The organism is Olsenella profusa DSM 13989, from assembly GCF_030811115.1.
In the GTDB taxonomy this organism is placed as follows: Bacteria; Actinomycetota; Coriobacteriia; order Coriobacteriales; family Atopobiaceae; genus Olsenella_F; species Olsenella_F profusa.
Genome location: NZ_JAUSQK010000001.1, coordinates 36,420 through 57,229, shown reverse-complemented (window position 1 = coordinate 57,229; position 20,810 = coordinate 36,420). Strand labels below are relative to the sequence as shown.

The 20,810-nt window shown below is 64.6% G+C and carries 17 protein-coding genes and 3 pseudogenes; 9 read left to right on the top strand and 11 right to left on the bottom strand.

The features are described 5' to 3' along the window. The first annotated feature begins 50 nt into the window (after positions 1-50). Entirely contained in the window at positions 51-2,330 is a 2,280-nt protein-coding gene (uvrB, locus tag J2S71_RS00245; protein ID WP_307388013.1) for an excinuclease ABC subunit UvrB, read from the top strand. A 192-nt stretch (positions 2,331-2,522) separates the two neighbouring features. Here uvrB and J2S71_RS00240 read toward each other — a convergent pair whose 3' ends face one another. Continuing rightward, positions 2,523-3,332: a protein-ADP-ribose hydrolase gene (locus tag J2S71_RS00240; RefSeq protein WP_307388011.1), complete on the bottom strand. Its 810-nt coding sequence runs from the start codon at positions 3,330-3,332 to the stop codon at positions 2,523-2,525. A 288-nt stretch (positions 3,333-3,620) separates the two neighbouring features. After that, positions 3,621-4,730, bottom strand: a complete 1,110-nt coding sequence (locus J2S71_RS00235; protein WP_307388009.1) for a hypothetical protein — start codon at positions 4,728-4,730, stop codon at positions 3,621-3,623. Positions 4,731-5,284: 554 nt separating this feature from the next. Between J2S71_RS00235 and J2S71_RS00230 the strand changes: the two genes are divergently transcribed. The 4 genes and pseudogenes from J2S71_RS00230 to J2S71_RS00215 all read left to right on the top strand — a co-directional run. Further along, positions 5,285-5,938 carry a YveK family protein gene (locus J2S71_RS00230; RefSeq protein ID WP_307388008.1) on the top strand — a complete coding sequence of 218 codons (654 nt, stop codon included), beginning with the start codon at positions 5,285-5,287 and terminating at the stop codon, positions 5,936-5,938. A 2-nt stretch (positions 5,939-5,940) separates the two neighbouring features. Continuing rightward, positions 5,941-6,252, top strand: coding sequence for a P-loop NTPase family protein (locus J2S71_RS00225; RefSeq protein ID WP_307388007.1), 312 nt, complete (start codon positions 5,941-5,943; stop codon positions 6,250-6,252). A gap of 105 nt (positions 6,253-6,357) precedes the next feature. Then, the gene (locus J2S71_RS00220; RefSeq protein ID WP_307388006.1) at positions 6,358-7,608 is read left to right on the top strand and encodes an IS256 family transposase; all 1,251 of its coding nucleotides are present in this window, start codon (positions 6,358-6,360) and stop codon (positions 7,606-7,608) included. 885 nt (positions 7,609-8,493) lie between these two features. Beyond that, positions 8,494-9,187, top strand: a pseudogene (locus J2S71_RS00215) (IS30 family transposase); the annotation flags it as partial. 37 nt (positions 9,188-9,224) lie between these two features. Here J2S71_RS00215 and J2S71_RS00210 read toward each other — a convergent pair. Genes J2S71_RS00210 through J2S71_RS00190 form a run of 5 tightly spaced genes read right to left on the bottom strand, consistent with a single transcriptional unit; the run spans position 9,225 to position 12,951 of the window. Then, on the bottom strand, positions 9,225-9,374 hold the full coding sequence (locus J2S71_RS00210) for a hypothetical protein (RefSeq protein ID WP_307388003.1): 150 nt from the start codon (positions 9,372-9,374) through the stop codon (positions 9,225-9,227). Between the two features lie 32 nt (positions 9,375-9,406). After that, entirely contained in the window at positions 9,407-10,846 is a 1,440-nt protein-coding gene (locus J2S71_RS00205) for a PTS transporter subunit EIIC (RefSeq protein WP_307388001.1), read from the bottom strand. Between the two features lie 31 nt (positions 10,847-10,877). Beyond that, positions 10,878-11,438, bottom strand: coding sequence for a 6-phospho-3-hexuloisomerase (hxlB, locus tag J2S71_RS00200; RefSeq protein WP_307388000.1), 561 nt, complete (start codon positions 11,436-11,438; stop codon positions 10,878-10,880). 1 nt (position 11,439) lies between these two features. Beyond that, positions 11,440-12,084, bottom strand: a complete 645-nt coding sequence (locus tag J2S71_RS00195; RefSeq protein ID WP_307387998.1) for an orotidine 5'-phosphate decarboxylase / HUMPS family protein — start codon at positions 12,082-12,084, stop codon at positions 11,440-11,442. 36 nt (positions 12,085-12,120) lie between these two features. Beyond that, positions 12,121-12,951, bottom strand: coding sequence for a glucose-6-phosphate isomerase family protein (locus J2S71_RS00190; protein ID WP_307387996.1), 831 nt, complete (start codon positions 12,949-12,951; stop codon positions 12,121-12,123). A gap of 306 nt (positions 12,952-13,257) precedes the next feature. On the opposite strand from J2S71_RS00190, the gene J2S71_RS00185 reads away from it, so the two are divergent. Continuing rightward, complete coding sequence (locus J2S71_RS00185; protein WP_307387994.1) at positions 13,258-14,076, top strand: MurR/RpiR family transcriptional regulator; 819 nt, start codon at positions 13,258-13,260, stop codon at positions 14,074-14,076. 66 nt (positions 14,077-14,142) lie between these two features. After that, positions 14,143-14,418 (top strand): helix-turn-helix domain-containing protein, encoded by a 276-nt coding sequence (locus J2S71_RS00180; RefSeq protein ID WP_307387992.1) that lies wholly within the window; start codon positions 14,143-14,145, stop codon positions 14,416-14,418. Between the two features lie 635 nt (positions 14,419-15,053). Here J2S71_RS00180 and J2S71_RS00175 read toward each other — a convergent pair. Beyond that, complete coding sequence (locus tag J2S71_RS00175; protein WP_307387990.1) at positions 15,054-15,818, bottom strand: ATP-binding protein; 765 nt, start codon at positions 15,816-15,818, stop codon at positions 15,054-15,056. Positions 15,819-15,976: 158 nt separating this feature from the next. On the opposite strand from J2S71_RS00175, the gene J2S71_RS00170 reads away from it, so the two are divergent. After that, on the top strand, positions 15,977-16,291 hold the full coding sequence (locus tag J2S71_RS00170; protein ID WP_307387988.1) for a hypothetical protein: 315 nt from the start codon (positions 15,977-15,979) through the stop codon (positions 16,289-16,291). Positions 16,292-16,446: 155 nt separating this feature from the next. On the opposite strand, the pseudogene istA reads toward J2S71_RS00170, so the two are convergent. Then, a pseudogene (gene istA / locus J2S71_RS12205) lies at positions 16,447-17,286 on the bottom strand (IS21 family transposase); the annotation flags it as partial. Positions 17,287-17,481: 195 nt separating this feature from the next. Here istA and J2S71_RS00155 point away from each other — a divergent pair. Next, positions 17,482-19,071 (top strand): IS3 family transposase, encoded by a 1,590-nt coding sequence (locus tag J2S71_RS00155; protein ID WP_307387982.1) that lies wholly within the window; start codon positions 17,482-17,484, stop codon positions 19,069-19,071. A gap of 51 nt (positions 19,072-19,122) precedes the next feature. On the opposite strand, the gene J2S71_RS00150 is transcribed toward J2S71_RS00155, so the two are convergent. Next, positions 19,123-20,160 (bottom strand): hypothetical protein, encoded by a 1,038-nt coding sequence (locus tag J2S71_RS00150; protein ID WP_307387980.1) that lies wholly within the window; start codon positions 20,158-20,160, stop codon positions 19,123-19,125. Between the two features lie 89 nt (positions 20,161-20,249). Next, a pseudogene (locus J2S71_RS12200) lies at positions 20,250-20,531 on the bottom strand (transposase); the annotation flags it as partial. Positions 20,532-20,810 lie beyond the last annotated feature (279 nt).

Below are 20,810 nucleotides of genomic sequence, written 5' to 3'. Positions count from 1 at the left end.
GGACGGTGGGTACACTTGTCCTGTATGACCGTGGATGGCAGGGGAGTCGCATGGCAGAGGCACGCAGCTTTGTGTCGGACGAGGGAACGACCATCACCTATGAGCCGCTGGCGGGCACGCCCGAGGCCAAGGAGCGCTTTGGCGCCGAGCTCAAGCGCTTCGGCCTCACGCACGGCACCGAGCGCCTGGAGGTGGTCTCGGACTTCGATCCGGCGGGCGACCAGCCCCAGGCCATCGCCAGGCTCACGGATGGCGTCGAGCGCGGCCTGCGCTACCAGACGCTCCTCGGCGTCACGGGCTCGGGCAAGACCTTCTCCATGGCCAAGACCATCGAGGCCGTGCAGAGGCCTACGCTCATCATGGAGCCCAACAAGACGCTGGCCGCCCAGGTGGCGTCCGAGATGAAGGAGCTCTTTCCCCACAACGCCGTCGTGTACTTCGTCTCCTACTACGACTACTACCAGCCCGAGGCTTACGTCCCGCAGACGGACACCTACATCGAGAAGGACGCCTCCATCAACGAGGAGGTCGAGAAGCTGCGCCACCAGGCCACCTCGAGCCTGCTCTCCCGGCGCGACGTCATCGTGGTGGCATCCGTGAGCTGCATCTATGGCATCGGCAGCCCGCAGGACTACGCGGGCCTCGCCCCCAACGTGGACAAGTCCCAGCCGCTCGAGCGTGACGACCTCATCCGCGAGCTCATCGACATCCAGTACGACCGCAACGACTACGACCTTTCCCGCGGCACCTTCCGCGTGCGCGGCGACACCGTGGACGTGTTTCCGCCCTACGCCGAGAACCCCCTGCGCATCGGCTTCTTTGGCGACGAGGTGGAGCTCATCGCCGAGGTGGACGCCTTGAACGGCGACGTCGTGCGCGAGTTCGATGCCATCCCCATCTGGCCCGCCTCGCACTACGTGACCGAGCGGCCCAAGGTGAACCATGCCATCAGGACCATCGAGGAGGAGCTGGAGGGGCGCGTCAAGGAGCTCAGGGACAACGACATGATCCTCGAGGCCCAGCGCCTCTCGCAGCGCACGAGCTACGACCTCGAGATGCTCGAGACCATGGGCTACTGCTCCGGCATCGAGAACTACTCGCGCCATCTGGACGGCCGTGTGGCGGGCGAGCCACCCTACACGCTCATCGACTACTTCCCCCAGGACATGCTCTGCATCATCGACGAGAGCCACGTGACGGTTCCGCAGATCCGCGGCATGTACGAGGGCGACCGCTCGCGCAAGGTGACCCTCGTGGACCACGGCTTCCGCCTGCCCTCGGCGCTCGACAACCGCCCGCTGCGCTTCGACGAGTTCGAGCGGCGCATCCCGCAGTTCATCTACGTCTCGGCCACGCCCGGCGACTACGAGGAACAGGTGAGTCAGCAGGAGGTGGAGCAGGTCATCCGTCCCACCGGCCTGTTGGACCCCAAGGTGGAGCTGCGTCCGGTGCGCGGACAGATCGACGATCTCATCGACGAGATCAGGACCCGCACGGCCAAGAAGGAGCGCGTGCTCGTGACCACGCTCACCAAGCGCATGGCCGAGGACCTCACCGACCACCTGCTCGACGAGGGCATCCGCGTGAACTACATGCACTCCGACACGGCGACGCTCGACCGCGTGGCCATCATCCGCGAGCTGCGCTTGGGCAAGATCGACGTGCTCGTGGGCATCAACCTGCTGCGCGAGGGCCTGGACATCCCCGAGGTCTCGCTCGTGGCCATCCTCGACGCGGACAAGGAGGGATTCCTCCGCAATCGGCGCGGCCTCATCCAGACCATGGGACGTGCGGCCCGCAACGCCCACGGCCAGGTGATCATGTATGCGGACAGCGTGACCGACTCCATGCGCGAGGCTATGGACGAGACGGCGCGCCGCCGCTCGATCCAGGAGGCCTTCAACGAGGAGCACGGCATCGTGCCGCAGACCATCCACAAGTCCATCACCGACGTGGCGAGCTTCATCGAGGAGGCCGCGGCCACGCTGGGCGACAAGTCGCGCGTGGACGGCGAGTTCTTCACGGCGGCAGGCGCTGAGGCCGGCGACGGCGAGGAGAAGCGCGCGGCGGCCGACGCCGTGGCCGAGGAGCTCTCGGGCCTCTCGGCCAGCGAGGTGTCCCGCGTGCTGGGGTCACTCGAGGACGAGATGATCCAGGCTTCGGCCGACATGGACTTCGAGCGGGCAGCCCAGCTGCGTGACCAGGTCGTGGCGCTGCGCTCGCGGCTCGAGGGGAAGAGTGCCGACGACGTGATCGCGCGCCTCAAGGCCACCGACCGCAAGGGGAGTGCCCATGCCACGCGCCGCCGCTACCGCAGGCACAAGCACTAGGTAGTGTCTGCCGGGCATGGTTGGTTACGCTGGGTTCCACCCCGGCCTCCGGTTGTGCTAGGTTCCATGCCGGCTGTGCGAGGTTTTCCGATCGATTCCGCCTCGCGTGCGGACTGAAGTCAGCACGCGAGACGCCCTGGGCGCGAAAACCTCGCACAGCCTGCGTAAGACCTCGCACGACCGAAGCGAGGATTAGCTGGCGACGTCGTCGGAGGATCCCAGCCCCAGTATGCGCTGGTAGATGGCCGTGTCCGTGTCCAGGAACGTGTTGAACACCACGGTCATGTCGCTGTCCTGCGCATTGAGCCACGAGCGCACGGTGTCCACAGCAATGCGTGCGGCGCGCTCCTGGGGAAAGCCGAACACGCCCGTGCTGATGCAGCAGAACGCCACGGACGTAAGTCCCAGCTCCTCTGCCGCGTCGAGGCAGCTCCGGTAACAGTCCGCCAGCTGCTGGTCCTGCCGGGGAGAGGGGCGTCCGGCATAGATGGGACCCACCGTGTGCAGCACGTAGCGCGCGGGCAGGTTGAAGGCGGGCGTCACCTTGGCGTGACCGGTCGGCTCGTCGTGACCCTGCCGTTGCATGAGCTCCGCGCATGCCAGGCGCAGCTGAACGCCGGCATAGGTGTGGATGGCGTTGTCGATGCAGTGGTGGCCGGGCACCCAGCAGCCCAGCATCTGCGTGTTGGCGGCGTTGACGATGGCGTCGGCGGCCAGGCAGGTGATGTCGCCCTGCCACAGGCGCAGTCGGCCGTCGGTGGGGGAGGGCTCGGTGTCCTCCACCCGCACGATGCCCTTGCGCGCTATCTCGCTCTTGAGCAGCGCGTCCTGCAGTGAGAGGAACTCCTCCGTGGCGGGCACGGGCTGTCGCGTGTTCACGTAGGCGCGAAACTCGTCCCAGAGCTCGTCCCGGTCGCCGCCGCTCGCGCGCTCCCGGCCGCGCTCCTCGGCGAGGATGTCCACCAGGCGCCGCAGCGTCACTATGGTCTCCCGTTCGTCCATGCGCCGCTCCCTCCGCCGTGTCCAGCGCTTCTAGCCTACCCCTCTCGGGCTCGCCCTTCCAGGCTTTCTCTCTCAGTCCCCCGGTCGTGCGAGGTCCTATCCCAGCTGTGCTAGGTTCCATGTCAGCCGTGCGAGGTTCCACCTCTGTTGTGCTGGGTTTTCCGGCCGATTCCGTCTCGCGTGCTGACTCCAGTCCGCATGCGAGGCGCCCTGGGCGAGAAGACCTCGCACTACCTATGCGAGACCTCGCACGGCTGGAGAGCGAAGCATGATATGTCGCCCGGGAAGTTAGGAGGTGTACCGGGATGATGGGCAGAGAGCGGCAATCAGCAGCGAGCGCCGCTGCCGTCCCAGTTCATCTTTAAGCGCGGCACGAGAGCGTGCCACCATTGCCCGCCCTGCCCTGCGCTCTGCCGCAATGAGGATGCGCTTGATGCAGAGCTCCATCGCGGACGCGGTCCTCGTGTCCTCATAGGTGATGGTGAGGCATGTTATGCCCAGCGCAGCGTAATCCTGAATGCGATTGCTATCCTCCACGAGCGTGTCGTACCCAGACGTGAGGCCGTGGAATGCCTGCCCCTGGTACTCGACGGCCACCCCTAGGCGGGACCAGAAGAAGTCCGGCCTCATGCTGCCGTGAGCAAGGCGATGGACAAGATGCTCGGGTATGTCCAGCGGTTCGTTCTCAAGCACTCCACCAAGCTCGATGCCACCCAAGTTGGCGGGGCACGTGAGCACAAGATGCCAGAGCGTCTCCATGGGGGAGGCCTGTCCGTCTCCCGTCACCGTGGCGACGGCACGCATGAGTGGAAGGCCCCGCAGGTGCGAGATGCCTGCCAGATATCCCTTCAGGCTCTCGGTCGAGAGAACAGGCCGGACGTTCCATAGCAGGGGGTCGGTGGGACTCTCGGGACTGCGCGCATACGTTCCACAGAGCTCTCCCGCAAGCCCGGTCAGCCGTATGAACGCGAGGTACTCGTCGCGGGTCACGATTCGAGGGGATCCGTGCAGCAGCTGGGACATGTGTACCATGCACAAGGCGGGCGCATCGACAAAGATCTGCAGGTCGGAAGGGAGGCCACAGGCAGCGAGGCTCTGCGGACTCATGCGCATGCGCAGGAACGAGCCGCTCGGAAGCGGGCGTGCGCAGACGTGGCAGAGGATGGCGTGCGGTATGCGTCGAGCCCCCGCCCGCGGCACCAGCAGGTGCAGGGGATGGCGCTCGTCAACGTGCGCCGCACTGCCCACCAGAAGCCAAGCGATCCTCTCTGCGGGAAATGGCAGCCGGGCAAAGGTACTGGGCAGACGCCGGTCGCAGGATTCAAGGTTGGGCCCAGCTGAATGACGTGCGGCGCGAATGACCGCAAGTGCCGTTGGCCCCGTGAGGAAGAGCTCCATGCGTGCCTCCGTCTGTCGAGAGATGGAGGCCCATCATACGCTCCGGCGCAAGGCATGTCGTTTGGGGTATGTCTACCTGCTAGTTTCTTAAAATACCCGTTGTTTGCTGGCATGGTCACAGGGGCGTCCATCAGCGAAGTCTACGGGATGTAGTTTCAGGAACGGACTCGCACTGGTGATGCGTGTGGGGGCCTTATGGAGAGCTGCTCATGTCGCTGACGTCTCTTGCGTCTGGCTCTCTCCGGCTGTGCGAGGTTCCATCCCGGTTGTGCTAGGTTTTCCGGCCGGTTCCGTCTCGCGTGCTGACTCCAGTCCGCATGCGAGGCGCCCTGGGCGAAAAAACCTCGCACTACCTATGCGATACCTCGCACGGCTGGAGGGCGACGGCATGCGAAGTGGGAAAACCTGGGACATCGGCCATAGGTGCGTCCAACAAGATTTTATATACATGAATTATATCTGTATTCACCCAGGTGTGGGGTACTGGTCAAGGTCTGTGGCACGCCATGCCGTGCCCCACCGACACCAAGCGAACATACGGAAAGCGAACACATATGACCCTGTTCGAATTCTTCGGCCTCCTCCGCAAGCACTGGACGTTCGTGGTTGCGCTCACTGTGGCGGCCACGCTTGTCACGGGCGTGGCCGTGCGCATCATGCCCGACCAGTGCACGGCGACCACCAGCATGTACGTGCTCTCGCAGGGCGATGACGAGAAGAGCGCCACGGCTTACAACGACCTCTCCGCCGGCCAGATGCTCACCAACGACGTCTCGACCCTCATCAAGTCGGACCGCGTGGAGCAGGACGTGGCGCAGTCCCTGGGCCTCTCCTCGTTGAGCGGCTACAAGGTGGACGTCATCAGCTCCACCACCACGCGCGTCATCTCGCTCTCCGTGACGGGCGCGGACCCCCAGACGGCCTCGGACATCGCCAACGCCTTCGTGAGCCATGTGTCCGGGGTGGCGCAACAGGTCATGGGCGTGGAGTCCGTCAACGTCATCGACAACGCCAGCGTGCCCACCGAGCCCTCGGGCCCTCGTCGTGCGCTCTACACGCTCGTGGGCGCGCTGGTCGGCCTGTTCGCCTCCATGGTCATCGTGGTCGTCCTGGACCTCGTCGACACGCGCGTCAAGAGCTCCGAAGAGGCCGAGCAGCTTCTGGGTGTGCCCATTATCGGCCACTTCCCCAACCTCGGGAGGTCGTAGCCATGCCCTTTGCCCCAGCTTCCAGCGATCGCACCGCCAAGTCGATGGACCGCATGATGCAGTCGGTGCTCAACGCTTCCAAGACACTGCTCGCCAACATCCGCTTCATGAGCGTGGACCATCCCATCAAGACCATCGTCATCACCTCGTCCGTACCCAACGAAGGCAAGACCTTCATCGCCTCCAACCTCGCGAGCGCCATCGCCACCTCGGGCAAGGGCGTGCTGCTCGTGGAGTGCGACATGCGCCAGCGCTCCCTATACGCAATCCATTGCCAACTACTTCGTGTTTTTTGCACAGCTCGGAATTACTAGATCGTGTCGAGAAAGTTGGTGTAAGCGCCCCTAGATAGGAAAACGGCCGCCGCCTTAGAATCTTTTACGGCTAGATAAGAGATTCGAGGAAAGGCAACGACCGCAATGGATACTTTACAGCAGGTCCCCGCCGACGGGAACGGCAAAGCCGACCTGCGCGAGCTGGCGCGCGTGCTTCTGGAGACGATGGTCAACGCAGTCATGGACGCTCAGGCGGACGCGCTCTGCGAGGACGGCGCCAACGCGCGCAACGGCTACAGGGAGCGCGGGCTCGTCACCGCCGTGGGCCCGATCACGATGCGGATACCGAAGCTGCGCGCGGGGACCTACTTCCCGGAGGGGATCATAGAGCGCTACAGCCGCGTGGACCGCGCCGTCGCCGCGGCGGTGGCCGAGATGTACCAGAACGGCGTCTCGACTCGCAAGGTCCAGAAAGTGGCCGGGAAGCTCGGCATAGAGCGCCTCTCGGCCGACCAGGTGAGCGCGATCTGCAGGTCCCTCGACGAGGAGGTCTCCGCGCTCGCGGAAAGGGCCTTCGAGGGGCTGGAGTTCCCCTACCTGTTCCTCGACGCCACGTACGTCAAGTGCAGGCGTGACGGCCGCGTGCAGTCCACCGCGGCCGTCACGGCGATCGCCTGCGGCGCGGACGGCGTGCGCCGCGTGGTGGGGTTCTCGGCCATAGACACGGAGACCTACGCGGGATGGCTCGGGTTCTGCCGCGACCTCAGAAAACGCGGCGTCTCCGGCGTGAGGTGCGTCACGAGCGACGCCCACGAGGGGCTGAAGCGCGCGATAGCGGAGTGCTTCCCGGGCGCCGCCTGGCAGCGCCGCGCCGTGCGCCTGGGGTGCGACGTCTGCTCGCTGCTCAAGACCAAGCGCCAGCGCGCCATGGCCGGCAAGGCCCTGCAGGCGGTGTTCCGCGAGGAGGACCCCGCCGTGGTGCGCTGCGCCTACCACGCGGCGATCGACGCCATCGGCGAGATGTCGGGGGAGGCCGCGAGCCTGCTCGAGGGGGCCGAGGCCGACGCGCTCGCGTACCTCGGCTTCCCGGCCGAGCACCGCAGGCGCATCCGCACGAACAACGTGCAGGAGCGCACGAACCGCGAGACAAGGCGCCGCTCGCGCGTGGTGCAGGTGTTCCCGAGCGCAGAGTCCATGATCCGCCTCGTCGGGGCCGTCATGGCCGAGCAGGACGAGGACTGGTCGTCGCGCAGGTGGATCGTGCCGGAGTCGCTCGCGAGGCTGGAGGAGCCGGCGCCCGCCGAGCCGGAGACGACCGAAGAGTCGAGGATGCGGGGCCTCAAGGTCGTGCGGACGGCCATGGAGCTCGCCGACGCGGGGAGGAGGGCGGCATGATGGTATGATGGGCAACGGATTCTAGGCGCGGGGCCGGCCCTATCGGACGGGCGCGAACACCAACATTTCCGACACTACCAATTACTAATTATGGCGTGCGTGAAATTGCTCGTTGTGGAGATAATCGCGCATTGAAGTCTAAGACGTTCTGGGACATCTTTGCGATGGGCCTCGTCTGGGGCACGCTGGTCGTACTGGCTTACCTGGCCCATGCATTCACTCTTGGATCAACGAATTTGCTCATCTCGCTCATTTGGCTTTGCTAGGTGGTGGAGTCGGTAGTCGACGTCACATGGCTTCTTAATGGTTGCCAGGGATTCAGAATTCCCGTAATGAGAAACTTTTGTACTCGGCTTGCGGGCATGGTCGCAATTTTTGTTCATAGCGCGGAGGATACGTGGGCCTGTGTGATTGCGGTGGCAGTGCCTTTCTTGGCTAATGCTTTGCTCGTATGGCCTTTCGTCAGGCACTACGTCGATTTTAGTGAGTATTAGTCCTCAGCGGCACTGCGCCTGTCGCGCTACAGCACCAGCTGCCACATAGCCAGTTATTGCGCCTCGGCACCGACCATATTGCGTCTCGGCACCGCCTGCTGGAAGCAGGCGGATTGCCTCCTCTGCAGCTGATGGCTTCCTCCTGCCATGTCCCGGCGAGACGAAGGAGGAATGCATGGCAAGGAGGATCAAGGCCAGGCTGATACTGCAGCAGCTGGCCGCAGGGACATCCCGCAACGCGACCGCGAAGGCGCTCGGGGTGTCGAGGCACGGCATCCAGGCTGTCGCCGAGGCAGCAGAAAGGGAGGGGATCTCCTGGAGGGATGCCGAAGGCATGGACGAGGGCGAGCTCTATCCGAGGCTCTTCCCGGAGAAGGCAGACGCGGCCGGATACCCCGATAATGAGGGCATGAACGCATCGACCGAGACCATATGCCAGGCCGTCTACATCCAGGCGAAGGGGCAGCCCGAGCGCGACGTCCCCCAGCAGCTGCGCAGCGGGCGCACGGCCCGCACAGGCCGGGGACGGCCGCCAACGCGCGCAAGCCGCGCCTCCGCGAGCCGGTGGCGACAGTCCCCGAGCGGCCGCCCGAGGCGGAGGGCCGCGCCGTGCCGGGCCACTGGGAAGGCGACCTCATAGCGGGCGCCGCGAACAAAGGCGCCATGGGCACGCTGGCGGAGAGGTCGAGCCGGAACGCCATCTTGCCGCACCTGCCTGACGGCCACGGCTCCGGCGAGGCGCAGGAGGCCATCGTCAGGAAGATGGCGGGGCTGCCCAAGCTCATGCGCGACTCGCTGGCGTGGGGCCAGGGCTCGGGGATGGCGCTGCACGACGAGATGTCGGTGGCGTCGGACATGGGCGTCTGCTTCTGCGACCCGCACCCGCCATGGCGGCGCGGCGCCAGCGAGAACGCGAACGGCCTGCTGCGGCAGTATTTCCCGAAGGCGCCGATCTGAGCGTCTACCCCGAGGAGCACCTGGACGCGGTCGCCGAGGGGCTCAACGACAGGCCCCGCGAGACGCTCGGGTGGAGGAGGCCCAGCGAGGTGTTCCTGGAATTGACAGACGATTCGCTGATAACCTAGAACCCGGTGCTATCGACAGGGAGTGTTGCGACGTTCCCTAGAATCCGCCTCCTCGTCGCGCGGGCCACACCCCCGGCACCTGGGCCACGTACTCCGGGTATGCGGCCACGTAGTCCTTCAGCATGTCCTCGCGAAAGCTCTTTGGGTCGTTGTAGAGCACGATGATCACCTCAATGGGATGGGCCACCTCACGGGAGGTGGCCCACATAAACGACTTGGCTACTTGGCGTAGATCTCTTTGGCCTTGGACTTGCTGAAGGCGTACGTGAAGATGAAGCCAGCGATTGCTGACACCACAATGGTCGCGAGGCAGAACCAGAAGTTTGTCAGGTCGCCATTGGGGGAGATGTACGTGGGTGAGGTCATCAGTCCAGGTCCGGCCCAGCTGTACTGTTTGAGGTCGAAGAGTGCGCCGAACATGGCTCCTACAGCGGCGCCAGCCATGGCACCGACAAACGGACGGCCGTACTCGAGGCAGATTCCGTAGAGCGCGGGCTCGGTGATTCCGAGGATTGCAGTGATCCCGGACGACATTGCCACCTGCCTGGTATCGCTCTTCTTGGAGAGGAAGAAGACCGCGAGGGCGGCGCCGCCTATAGCGGAGTTCCCGGCAAGGCCGCCAGGGCAGAACAGGTTGTCATACCCTACGTAGATTGCGGAGCTCGGGTCGAAAACGCCCATGTTGATAGAGTAGACTGCCTTGTCCATGCCGGAGATGATGCCGAACGGGCAGAAGGCGCCCCAGATGGCGGAGGCAAGGAACTTGGCATGGGTGGCCATCCACTGCATGAACACCGAGAAGCCGGTTCCGGCAACGTAGCCGATGGGTCCGAGCACGAGGAGCGTCACCGGGACGGTAACGAGCATGGTGCAGAGGGGGAGAAGGAAGTACTGTACGTTCGAGGGAATGTGCTTCTTGAAGAACTTGAACACCGGTGCCATGAAGGCCATGCCGAGAATCATTGGGAGGAACGATCCGTTGTACGCGACCTGGTAGACGGGGATGCCGAAGAAGTCGAGTCCTCCCTTGGGCCAGTTAATCGTGACATACACGAGAAACATACCCAGGAGCGCTCCGAGGGCGGGGCGGACGCCAAGCTTCTCTGCCGCCGACCATCCGAGCGCAATCGGGATGAAGTAGAAGCCCGCGTTCGCCACGAAGTTGAAGATGGTGACAACGCCGGATTTGGAGTCGAGACCCAGGAAGGTAGTGCAGACCGTGAGGAACGCCATAATCATTCCGCAGCACATGTATATTGGGATGATTGGCGCGACGGTGCCACCGAGGTAGTCCATTATCGTTCGTCCAACTTTGGAGGCCTTGCTTTTTCCTTTGCCCCCGGTCTTCTCTGCGCGGTCGCCCCTCGCTAGCGCCTCCTCTTCGGATATGTCATCGTTGGAAGGTCCGTCATACCCGGTGATCTTGACGAATTCATCGTAGATGTTTTCGATGTCCGTCCCAACGATTATCTGGATCTCGCCATCGCCGATGTCGCGGATACCCAGCACGCCCCTGACCTTCTTCAGTACGTCTTGGCTCACCCTGCTCGTGTCACGGACCTTCATGCGGAGCCTTGTCGCGCAGTGGGTCGCGAACGAGATGTTCGGCATCCCGCCAAGTCCGTCGACGATGCCGTCGACAAGCTGCTGGTACTTCATCTTTCCGCCCTTCTCTCCAGGACTTAACTTGCTACTCGAGGTTTGCGTGCAGGTCAAATGGCTTGTCCGTGGAAATGCTCCTTTTCTCTCCCAGCGGGACCACCATGGCATCGCCGAGGAATAGGATTGATGACTCGAACTCCGAACCACCAGGAAGCACGGGCCTGTCCATGCCGTCGTACTTCTCTTTGTCGGTGTAGGCGGGCACGGTGACGACGACGTCCGCTATCCTCCCGAGGGGGCTGTCCGCTTTGATCGTGATTGCGGCTACGGTACCCCCAAGGGACTTCGCCTTCTCCGCGACTCTCACGACGCCCGACGTTGTCCCAGAGCCAGATCCCGCGAGGAGGAGATCGCCTTTCCGGAAGGCGGGAGTGGTGGTGTCCCCGACAACGAACGCGGTGAATCCGAGATGCATGAGCCTCATGGTAAGGCAGCGGAGCTCAAGCATCGATCTCCCCGCTCCCATGACGAATACGCGATCCGCGCCAACTATGGCGTCCTCGAGTGCTTCGACGCTCGCCTCGTCAACTCTGGAGAGGCACTTCGACAGCTGCTCGGCGCCCCTCGCTGCTCTTTCTACCGTATTCAACTCAAGCCTCCTTTCCATTTGCGGCGTCCATCATCTTGCGCATTTCTTTCGCCACGGCAATACGATTGTCAGCGCGAACGATTCCGCCCCCGACGATGATGTCCTCGGCGGAGCTTTCGAGCGCCTGCTGGAAGGTCGAGAGCTTGATACCTCCCGCAATCGCCTTAGGGGTATTGGCGACCTCCAGCTGGCAGAGCTCTTCGACGGGGTTGGCGCCGAACTCCTGGCGACCGTAGCCGACGTGGCAGCAGAGGTAGTCGGCCCTGAACGAGTCAAGCTCGAGCGCCCTTTTGGACATGTTGCTTACGTTGCAGAAGTCCGCGAGGACCATGACTCCGTTGTCGTGTCCGAGCTTGATGGCCTCCCTCATCGTGTTGTCATCAGTAGTCGCGAGGACGGAGAACATGTCGCAGCCGGCGTCGATCACCGAACGCGGGCAATCCGACCCGCCGTCCATGACCTTGATGTCCGAGAAGACGATCTTGTCGGGGAAGTGCTTCTTTACTTCCCTCGTCGCCGAGGCGCCCTCCGCAATGCACAGTGGTGTGCCCACTTCAACGTAGTCGACGTAGTCGGCGACCTCCTCGAGAATCTCGAGGGCCTCCTTCGTAGTGAAGACATCCAGTGCAATCTGCAGTTTCTTCATGTCTTTTCCCTTCATGAAACCGATTAGTTGGTCGCCCTACTCGTCAACGAGTAGGCTCATGATTCGGACGATGTATCCGTCCGGATGCGGCAGGAAGTTGAAGAGCCCGGGAGCCTCGACAAAGTTTTCGTATGCGCCCCTCAAGAAATCGATTCCAAGTTCTGGGTCCTCCCGGACGCCTACGAGCCTGGGCTCCGGAAGATTTGAGTAGTTGTCGTTCTTGCGAATCTCTATCTCGCCGTCCTCACCCTTGAAGGCGTAGTAGGCCATCCCGTGGTGCATCTTCACGGAGTCATAAATCACTGGGCATGGCTTATACGCAACGTTGGAGAAGACGAGCGGCCCCTCTCCCACGTTCACCGAGCAATGACCGTAGTTCGGGGGCACGAGGAGGGTCTGCCCGGCGTGCACCCTTGCGAGGATGACGTCCTCTACGTGTGTGCCTGCGGGATTCTCGTCGAAGTCCGGAGACTTCTGAAGGACGAAGAGCGCCTCTCCGAATATCACCTCGTAGACTTCGCCATATGTGTTCGTCCTGCTGGGGTTCCAGCCGTGGTAATGCCCTGAGGTCTTGTGAAATTCTCCCCCAACGGTTCCTCCTCGGATGATGGTGATGTCATACGACATCTCGTAGCGCTCGAAGATCCCGTCATCCTTGGGGAATGCTATCCCTCGGTAGATCTCATAGATGGGCTTGTCATGTTCGACAGACTGTCCCGCGACAAAAAGCCCCTCCATGTCAGCTGCTCGCTTGTGCCCCATTCCGCGGAACGTGAGCTCCCCCGACAATGCCATGATTCCCGAGGACATGTCTAGGTAGAGAGGCAGTCCACTTCTGTTGAGTCGCAATACTTCGTCGTTAGACACCGTCGCTCCTTTCAGATAAAGTTTTACTACATATATATAGTATCAATTAATATGTAGTAATACTACATTGCGTTGTGAGCGGTATAAATATGCCGATTAACGGCATTTATAACATATTAATTTGTTACTGTAAATACTACAAAATCGTCATATACTATCATTAAGGCCACATTATAAAGAAATACGACTCAATGGGTTCTATAGAAATGGTTACTGGCAGAGCGCCGATTGAATAAAATCTCACTGTGAACCCGATGCGCGTTCTGATTGTGACAATCGCAGCGGCTTGACACATAAGGACAATGAATGATTACAGACGAAATTAAGCGGAAGTACTCTCATTTGCATGGCGCCGAGAAGAGGGTCGCTGATTACGTTCTGGCGCACCCCTCGGAAGTGACGTTGATGAGTATGGCGGACCTATCGTCTAAGACCGGAACCAGTGACGCCACCGTTATGCGGATGTGCAAGTCCATAGGTCAATCCGGGTTTTATCAGCTAAAGATTTCCATAGCCATGGACTTAAACGCAATTGATTCGTCCAATAGCGAGGCCGCTAGGGATGACGTTGGGGACGTTGTGACCTTTGTCAATGAAATCGGAGATGCAATCTCTGGAATGTCCCGCTACATTACGCAGGATGATATCGATGAGTGCGTCGCGATCATAAAAAAAGCTCGCAGGGTGTACACGTTTGGCTGGGGGAACACGAACGTCATCGCGGCGGACTTCGCGCACAGGCTCTTGAGGTTTGGGAAGCACAGCTTCAACAGTGATAACCTCGAGTTCATGATGCGAAGCATCATCCTTGCTGACCCCGGGGACGCGTTCGTCGCGGTCAGCCACTCGGGGAACTCCATATACACGAACGACTGTATGAGACTCGCCAAAGAGAACGGACTCAGGAGCATCCTCATCACCGGGTCGCTGCATTCTGAGGCGACGGAGCTCGCCGATCTGACGATTGCCACTGGCGCGGCAGATAGTGCAAGGGATCTGGGCCGGCAGTCGCATGTCTCCGAGCTAGTTGTCATTGATACTATCCTTCATTTCCTCGGCGACAACATGAGCGAGTATCAAGCGGGAACGAAGAGCGAAGCATATCTAACGCAGTTCAAACGCTAGACGCGTAGGACAGCAGGGGGACTGCGGTGGGAATCCTGGACCGAAACGGGCCGGGAGGAAAGCCGTGTGTACGGCGCAGGACAGGGAGGAATCGCGATAGGGACGCTCATCGGGTTCGGCCATGGCTACGCAGACACGATATCCGAGCTGGGATACCCCGGCAGGCAGACGCTGAGGGACTGGTGGCATGGGTATGGGGAGGCCGGCGAGGTGCCCCTGCCCGAACGCGAGCGCGAACCGAGGCATCCCGAGGAGATGAGACGCGGGGCCGTCGCGCTGTGTTTAGTCAAGCCTGACTTTCGGTTTGGGCCTGGCACCGTTCTTCCGTACCTGACTTCCTAGGCCGCAAGGCCCAAGCCCTGCCTGCATGTCAAGGGGCCCACTGAATCCAATGGGCCTTTGACCCCTTTCGTGTCGTGCCACTCGATGTGGCCATCGATCCTCCGTCTGGGCCCGTCCAGGCCGACCCCCTCCCAGCCCCTCCCATGGGACGTCTCGACCTTCATGGTGCCGAAGAGGCCCCCCATGCGGGAGCTGCCGGGGGGAAGGGCCCCTCCTGGGCATCGGGCGGCCGACGCCCGCCTCGTCGCAGATCGACATCCACTCGGGCCACCGATGGTGGCACCCACGGTCGCTGTGGGTGGTGAGGTGGGCCCTCTCGCTTGGGCGGGCCAGCCTGACGGCCGCCCCGAGCATGGGGCTCGCCATCCCGGCGCCTGGAGAGGCGGGGGTCGTCCAGCTCACGGTGGATCCGTCGAGGCAGCCCGGGACGGGGCCCAGGCAGGGCTTGCCGGCCGGCATCGGGGGCCGCGTCACGCCGGCGGGCCACGGGAGGTCGGGGGGTCCCGACGCGAAGTCGCGGCACGCCCTGTCCCCGGGTGTGTTTAGTCAAGCCTGACTTTTGGTTTTGAGCGCGGATTTCTTTCGGATCCGTGCATGAAACTTTTTCGGGTTTCGTCACGGGCGCGCCGCTGTCCCTACCTCCCAGACTTCCCCAGCATGAGGCTCTCCCCGGGCCTGTGGCTGGGTCCGCCGAACTCGACGAGCCTGCCGTGGCGCGCGACGCGGTCCACGATCGCGGCCGCGGGCTTGTCGTCGGCGAGGACCGTGCCCCACCGGCCGGACCCGGCGTCGGCGGCGGATGTGACGCCCCTCCCCTCGTGGCTCTCGGATATGACCTGGCAGGGCAGCCTTGCCCCGTCCACGTCGAAGGGGACGTAGCCGAACTCGTCCAGGACGAGGAGCCTTGCCCTGGCGATGTCCGCGAGCGGCCCGTCGGGCGTGCCCTCCCTCTTGGCCTTCCCCAGCCGGGGCACCGGCCGCGCGGTCTGCCAGAACCCCGCCGGGTAGCCCGCCGAGGTCGCCGCGATGCCGAGGGCCGTGGCCATGTGGGTCTTGCCGCGCCCCGTCTGGCCGCAGGAGACGAGGTCCTCGGCGTCGCGCACGAATGCCAGCGAGCACGTCCCGTCGCGCCCCCAGCCGTCGGGGAGGGCCACGCTCGGCCGGTCGAAGACGTCGGGCGCCTTGGGCACGGGGAACCTCGCCTGCCGGAGCAGCCTCGCCCCCTTCGTCCTGTCGCGGCGGGCGATCTCCGACTCGGGCATCGCCGTGCATGCCGCCGCCCGCCCCGGCGTCGCGGAGGCGAGGAGGGCATCCATCGTGTCGCCCGATACGGAGGGCGCCCTGGCCGCCCCACGGAAGGCGGCCTGCGAGGCCCCGCGCCCCGGGCTCGTCTGCGGCATGCCTGCCACCCCCCTCGAGCAGCCTCGGCGCCCCGTCGCAGGCGCCCAGGTCGACCTCCTCGCCGTACCCGGCGCGCTCGTCTCCGGCTGCCGCCCTGGCGGCGGAGGGGGAGACGGTCGCGCGGTCGAGGCCGCCTGTCGCCGCCAGCGAGCGCGCCATGCCCTCGACGGCCGCGCCCCAGCCCCTCTCGGCGCTCTCGTCGCGCAGCACCCCGGGGTCGGCCTTCAGGCTGTCTGCCGGCTCGCCGTCGAGGAAGGCGACGAGCTCTTCGGGGAGCGACGCCCTGACGCTCGAGTCCCTCCATCCGGCAGGCCTCATGCACGGCAGCCCCGGCCGCGGCGTCGGGTCGGAGCTGTCGGTCGGCGCCCCGCCCCACTGGCGCCCGTGGGTGGCGATCGCCTCGCCGGTGGAGACGTCGCAGACCGTGACGTCGAAGGCTCCCAGGGCGACGGCGACCTCGCAGCGTGCGTAGGCGGGTCCGGCGGAGTGGCGGTGCACGCCCCCGAGCGCGAGGGTGCCCTGCTTGCTGCACTTCCTCGTCTCCCACCTGACGCACGAGAACGCGGCCGGCGGCAGCGGCGAGAGCGCCTCCCTGTCCTCCCCGAACAGCCCGGGCTCGGGCGTGCCGGGCCCGTGGTGGCGCTTGCCCCCGCTCAGGTCGAGGCAGTCCTGGAGCAGCCTCTCATCGGACGAGGCGACGTCGTGGAAGGACGGGACGGGCACGGAGGGGTCCCTCCTGTGGCAGCCGACCTTGTTCTCCACGTTGCCCCTCTCGTTGCCCGAATAGGGGTTGGCGAGGGCGTGGTCGAGCCCGTAGTGCGCCGCGAAGCGGCGGAAGGGCCCCGAGACCCTGGCCGTCTCCCCGACGCGCCGGCCGACCTCGGTGGCGTTGTCGAAGACGGCCCTGCGGGGCACGCCGCCCATGGACTCGAGGACGCTGCGCAGCCCCTGGCAGACGCACTCGGCCGTCTCGCCCCAGAAGACCTGGGTCAGTCCCACGTTCGAATGCGGGAAGGTGATGGTCAGGTACTTGCCCCTCGTGGTCACCCCGCGGACCCCGAGATCGGCCTCGCCGAAGTCGACCTGGATCTCTCCGGGCAGCCAGCCCGGCCGCAGGAAGCCCTCGGCGTCCCTGCGGTCGCGCTCGCGGGCCATCTCCTCCCGGCGCCGCCTCGCGTGGCGCTGCACGGTGGAGTACGAGCCCTCGTAGCCCCGCTCGTCCCTGAGCCTCACATGCACCCTCACGGCCGTATGGCGCTGCTTGCGCCAGTTCCCGCGGTCGTCGTCGAGCCAGGAGTCGATCGCCTCCCTGTGCGGCGCGAGCAGCTCGCTCTCCGGCTCCTTCCTCTTCGGCGGCTCGGGCGACAGGTCCTCCGCCCTGGCGTACTTCCTGGCCGTCGGCTCCGAGACGCCGACTGCCCTCGCAATCGAGGCTATCGATTCCCCGACTCTCGCCCTTCTGCGCATGTCCTCTATCTTGTCCACGCCGATCATTCCCCTCTGGCCCTCCTAACGTCGCAGACCGAAGCAACGACATTGTCGGGCCGGCCGCGGGTGGTCGACGTGCCCATGCTCATACCCGAAGGTCTTTCGTGCCCGGACCCGAAACCTTTCGATGCTCAAACGGGGCCGGTACCGGAAATCCGTACCAAACGATGATGTTTGGAGGATGGCGTGTACTCCCTTGAGCAGAGGACAAGAGCGGTCGAGCTCTATATCAAGTATGGTTTTAAAGCCACGGCTACGATACGCGAGTTGGGATATCCAAGCCGGGCACAGCTTGTAGGATGGTATCGGGAATGGCAGGACAACGGAGGCGCGCTCAGGGGGCGCAACCTAGAACGCTACTCAGAAGGGCAAAGGCGGGCCGCCGTCAACCACTATCTGGAGCACGGCCGCTGCAACGCCTATACGAGACGCGAGCTGGGATACCCCGGAAGTACGCAAAAGCTCAGAGAGTGGATAGACGAGCTGGCACCTGGCGAGAGGCGGACAGCCGAGCCCAGGACGTTCACTCTCGAAGAGAAGCAGAAAGCCGTGACAGCGCTTGTCAGACGAGCCGGAAGCGCGCAACAGATCGCCGACGAGGTCGGCTCCACGCGTTGTACCCTCTACAAGTGGAAGCGAGAGCTATTGCCTGAGAAGGAGCCCCCGATGCCCGACACAAGCAACGCCGTCTCAAATGGCGCGTCCGACGCCGGAGCCGCCAGAGCGGCTCCCGTCACGCAGACAGAAATAGATGCCCTCGAGGCCAGGAAGGCCGAACTCGAGAAAGAGCTGCGCCAACTCGAGCTCAAGCGCGACATCCTGGAGGGCGCCCTCGAGATCCTGGGAAAAGGGACGGGCGCCGACCCGGCAAACGAGCTCACGAACAGGGAGAAGACTCTGCTGATTGAGTCGCTGCGCCCCAAATGGAGGCTGTGCGAGCTTCTCTCGGCGCTCGACATGGCCCGATCGAGCCACCAGTACCAACTCTCGGCCATCGCCGCCGGGGACAGGGACGCCGGGGCGCGGGAGCTGGTCTGCGCCGTCTTCAACGCCAACGACGGCGCCTACGGAAGGCGCCGCATCCACGACGAGCTCGAGGCACGAGGACATGTCATCGGCGAGCGCAGGATAGGGCGAATAATGGCTGAGGAGAAGCTCGAGGCGCACGGCAAGGCAAAGCCCGGGAAGGCCTACAGCTCCTACAAGGGCGAGGTCTCGGAACACCCCGGCAACAAGGTCTGCCAGGACTTCGAAGCCGGACTTCCCAACTTCCTATGGCTCACCGACGTCACGCAGCTCTCGATACCGGCCGGCAAGCTCTATCTGAGCCCGGTTTTGGACTGCTTCGACGGCGCCATCGTAAGCTGGACGACCTCGACCTCGCCCAACGCCGAGATGGCCAACTCCATGCTCAAGGCGGCTTTGGCCACTACGACAGACGAGGAGCGCCGCCATCTCGTGATCCATTCGGACTGCGGCTGCCACTACCGCTGGCCCGAGTGGATCTCCATCTGCGAGAAGGCCGGCATCATGCGCTCCATGTCGCGCAAGGGGTGCAGCCCTGACAACTCCCGCATGGAGGGCTTTTTCGGCACCATGAAGGTCGAGATGCTCTATGGCAGGGACTGGGCGGGCGTCACGTTGGATGAGCTCAAGGAGAGGATAGACGCCTATATAGAGCGTTACAACAAGACGAGGATCAAGCGCTCGCTGGGCTCGATGAGCCCCCTACAATACAGGCAGAGCTTGGGCCTCGCAGCCTAGCAGCAAGGTACGGAAAAGCGGTACCGGCCCCAACCCGCAACTCCGAGGCTATCAAACACACCCGGGGTGCCCCGAGAGCTCGCCTCTATGGGAGCCGTGGCCCCTCCTCGGCTTGGCCGTGCCTCTGGCCACGAGGTCCCCTTCGCCCATGGTGCGGGCGATCCCGTGCCCTGCCATGGCCGTGCCCCCGCCCTCGGGCCCGTCGTGGACGCGCCCCCTGCCATAGGTGCCGCCGCTGGCGTCGAGGGCCTCGCGGATCCGCCCGCGCGCCCCCTCGCCCCCGTCGGGGGCATGGAGCGCCCCCTGCCGGCACCGGTGGCCCGGGCGGGCCATGCCGGGCGCCGGCAGAGGCCCCGAGGGTCTCCGTCCGGGGCGCGGCTCATCGACGAGGGCCGCCCTCTCCCCGTCCGTGGGCTCGTCTTGAGGGTCGGCGCCCCGGCCTTCCCCCAGGATCCCTATGGCGCCCCCCATGATGCCGCGCCTGGGCCCGGGCTCGCCGATCCCCCTCTCGAGCCCGGCCTCTTCCGCCCCGGGGGCGCCGATGCCCGCCGGGGCCGCAGCCGGCCCCTCCCTCGGCCGCGCGGGCCTTCTGGCATCGCCCCCAGGCGTCGCGGGCCCCTCCCCCCGAGGCGGCTCGCGCCCCCACCTGTAGGGCGCCGGCCTCGCACGGCCTGCCCCATCAGCAACTTCCTGGGTCGACGCTTCCCGAGGGGCCAGGGCCTCGGCCGCGGCGGCCTTCCCCTGCGTGTCGGACGCCCCGGCCCCCGCAGCCCCTCTCTCGCCGGGCGCATGCCCGCCGATCCACCCGGCGGGCTCCGGCGCGCGCTTGGGGCACCCGAGCCCGCGCCTGGTGAGGGCGTCGCACCTCCCGTGGGCGAGGCAGTGCCCGGCCGCGGCCTTCCCCTGCCCTGCCGTGTGGCGCCCGAGGCCATGCTCGCGAGACCCGCCCCCGCCGCCTTGCCACCCCCTGTGCCAGCCGGCCAGCCGGACACGGCCGGGGCGCCCGAGCCCCCGTATGGCCGCCGCGGCCTCGAGGCCGCACTTGACGTAGGGCTTGGCCGCCCTGGCCTTCCCCTCCTCGCTGCACACCCTGCCCCCCGAGCGCCACCGTTTGGTACGGACTTCCGGTACCACCCCCAACCCCACAACTTCGAGGCTATCAAACACACCGAGGCCTCGCGGCGCCGGTAGCGCTCGATGGTCGCCGCGGCGAACCGCATGCCCCTGAGCTTGGGCATGTGCAGGGCGACCTCACCTGAGGTCATGGCGAGCCTCCGGTCGTGGTGGCCGGCTCGGTACGCCTCGCGGCCGGCGGTACGCTCATAGCGCCCCGCGCCGACGAGGTCGCCAGCCTCCTCCTCGAGCAGCCCGTCAAGGGTGTCCTCGACGGTCCTTCTCACCAGCTCCCTGAGGTCACCTTTCAGGAAGCCCTCGTTCAATGCTACGACTGGCCCGGGCATGTCTGCCTCCAGCATGTTTCCTTTCCCGACAATCAGAAATCATACCGGGGCGGGTCGTGTCCTCCTTCCTGTCTGAACGCTATGTCGCTGTCAAAGTGCGCAAGAAATTGTACGTTACCGACGGGATGGCACATGAAGGGGGAGATTCTGCCCACTGGTCTACGTCTGGGACGACGGCGAGGGGATGTGGGTCATCCCGCCGAACGATGGAGAAGAATAGGGCTTTATACCTATCGCGGTCGATTGTCCTATGTAGACGCGCCTTGATATCACTCGAAT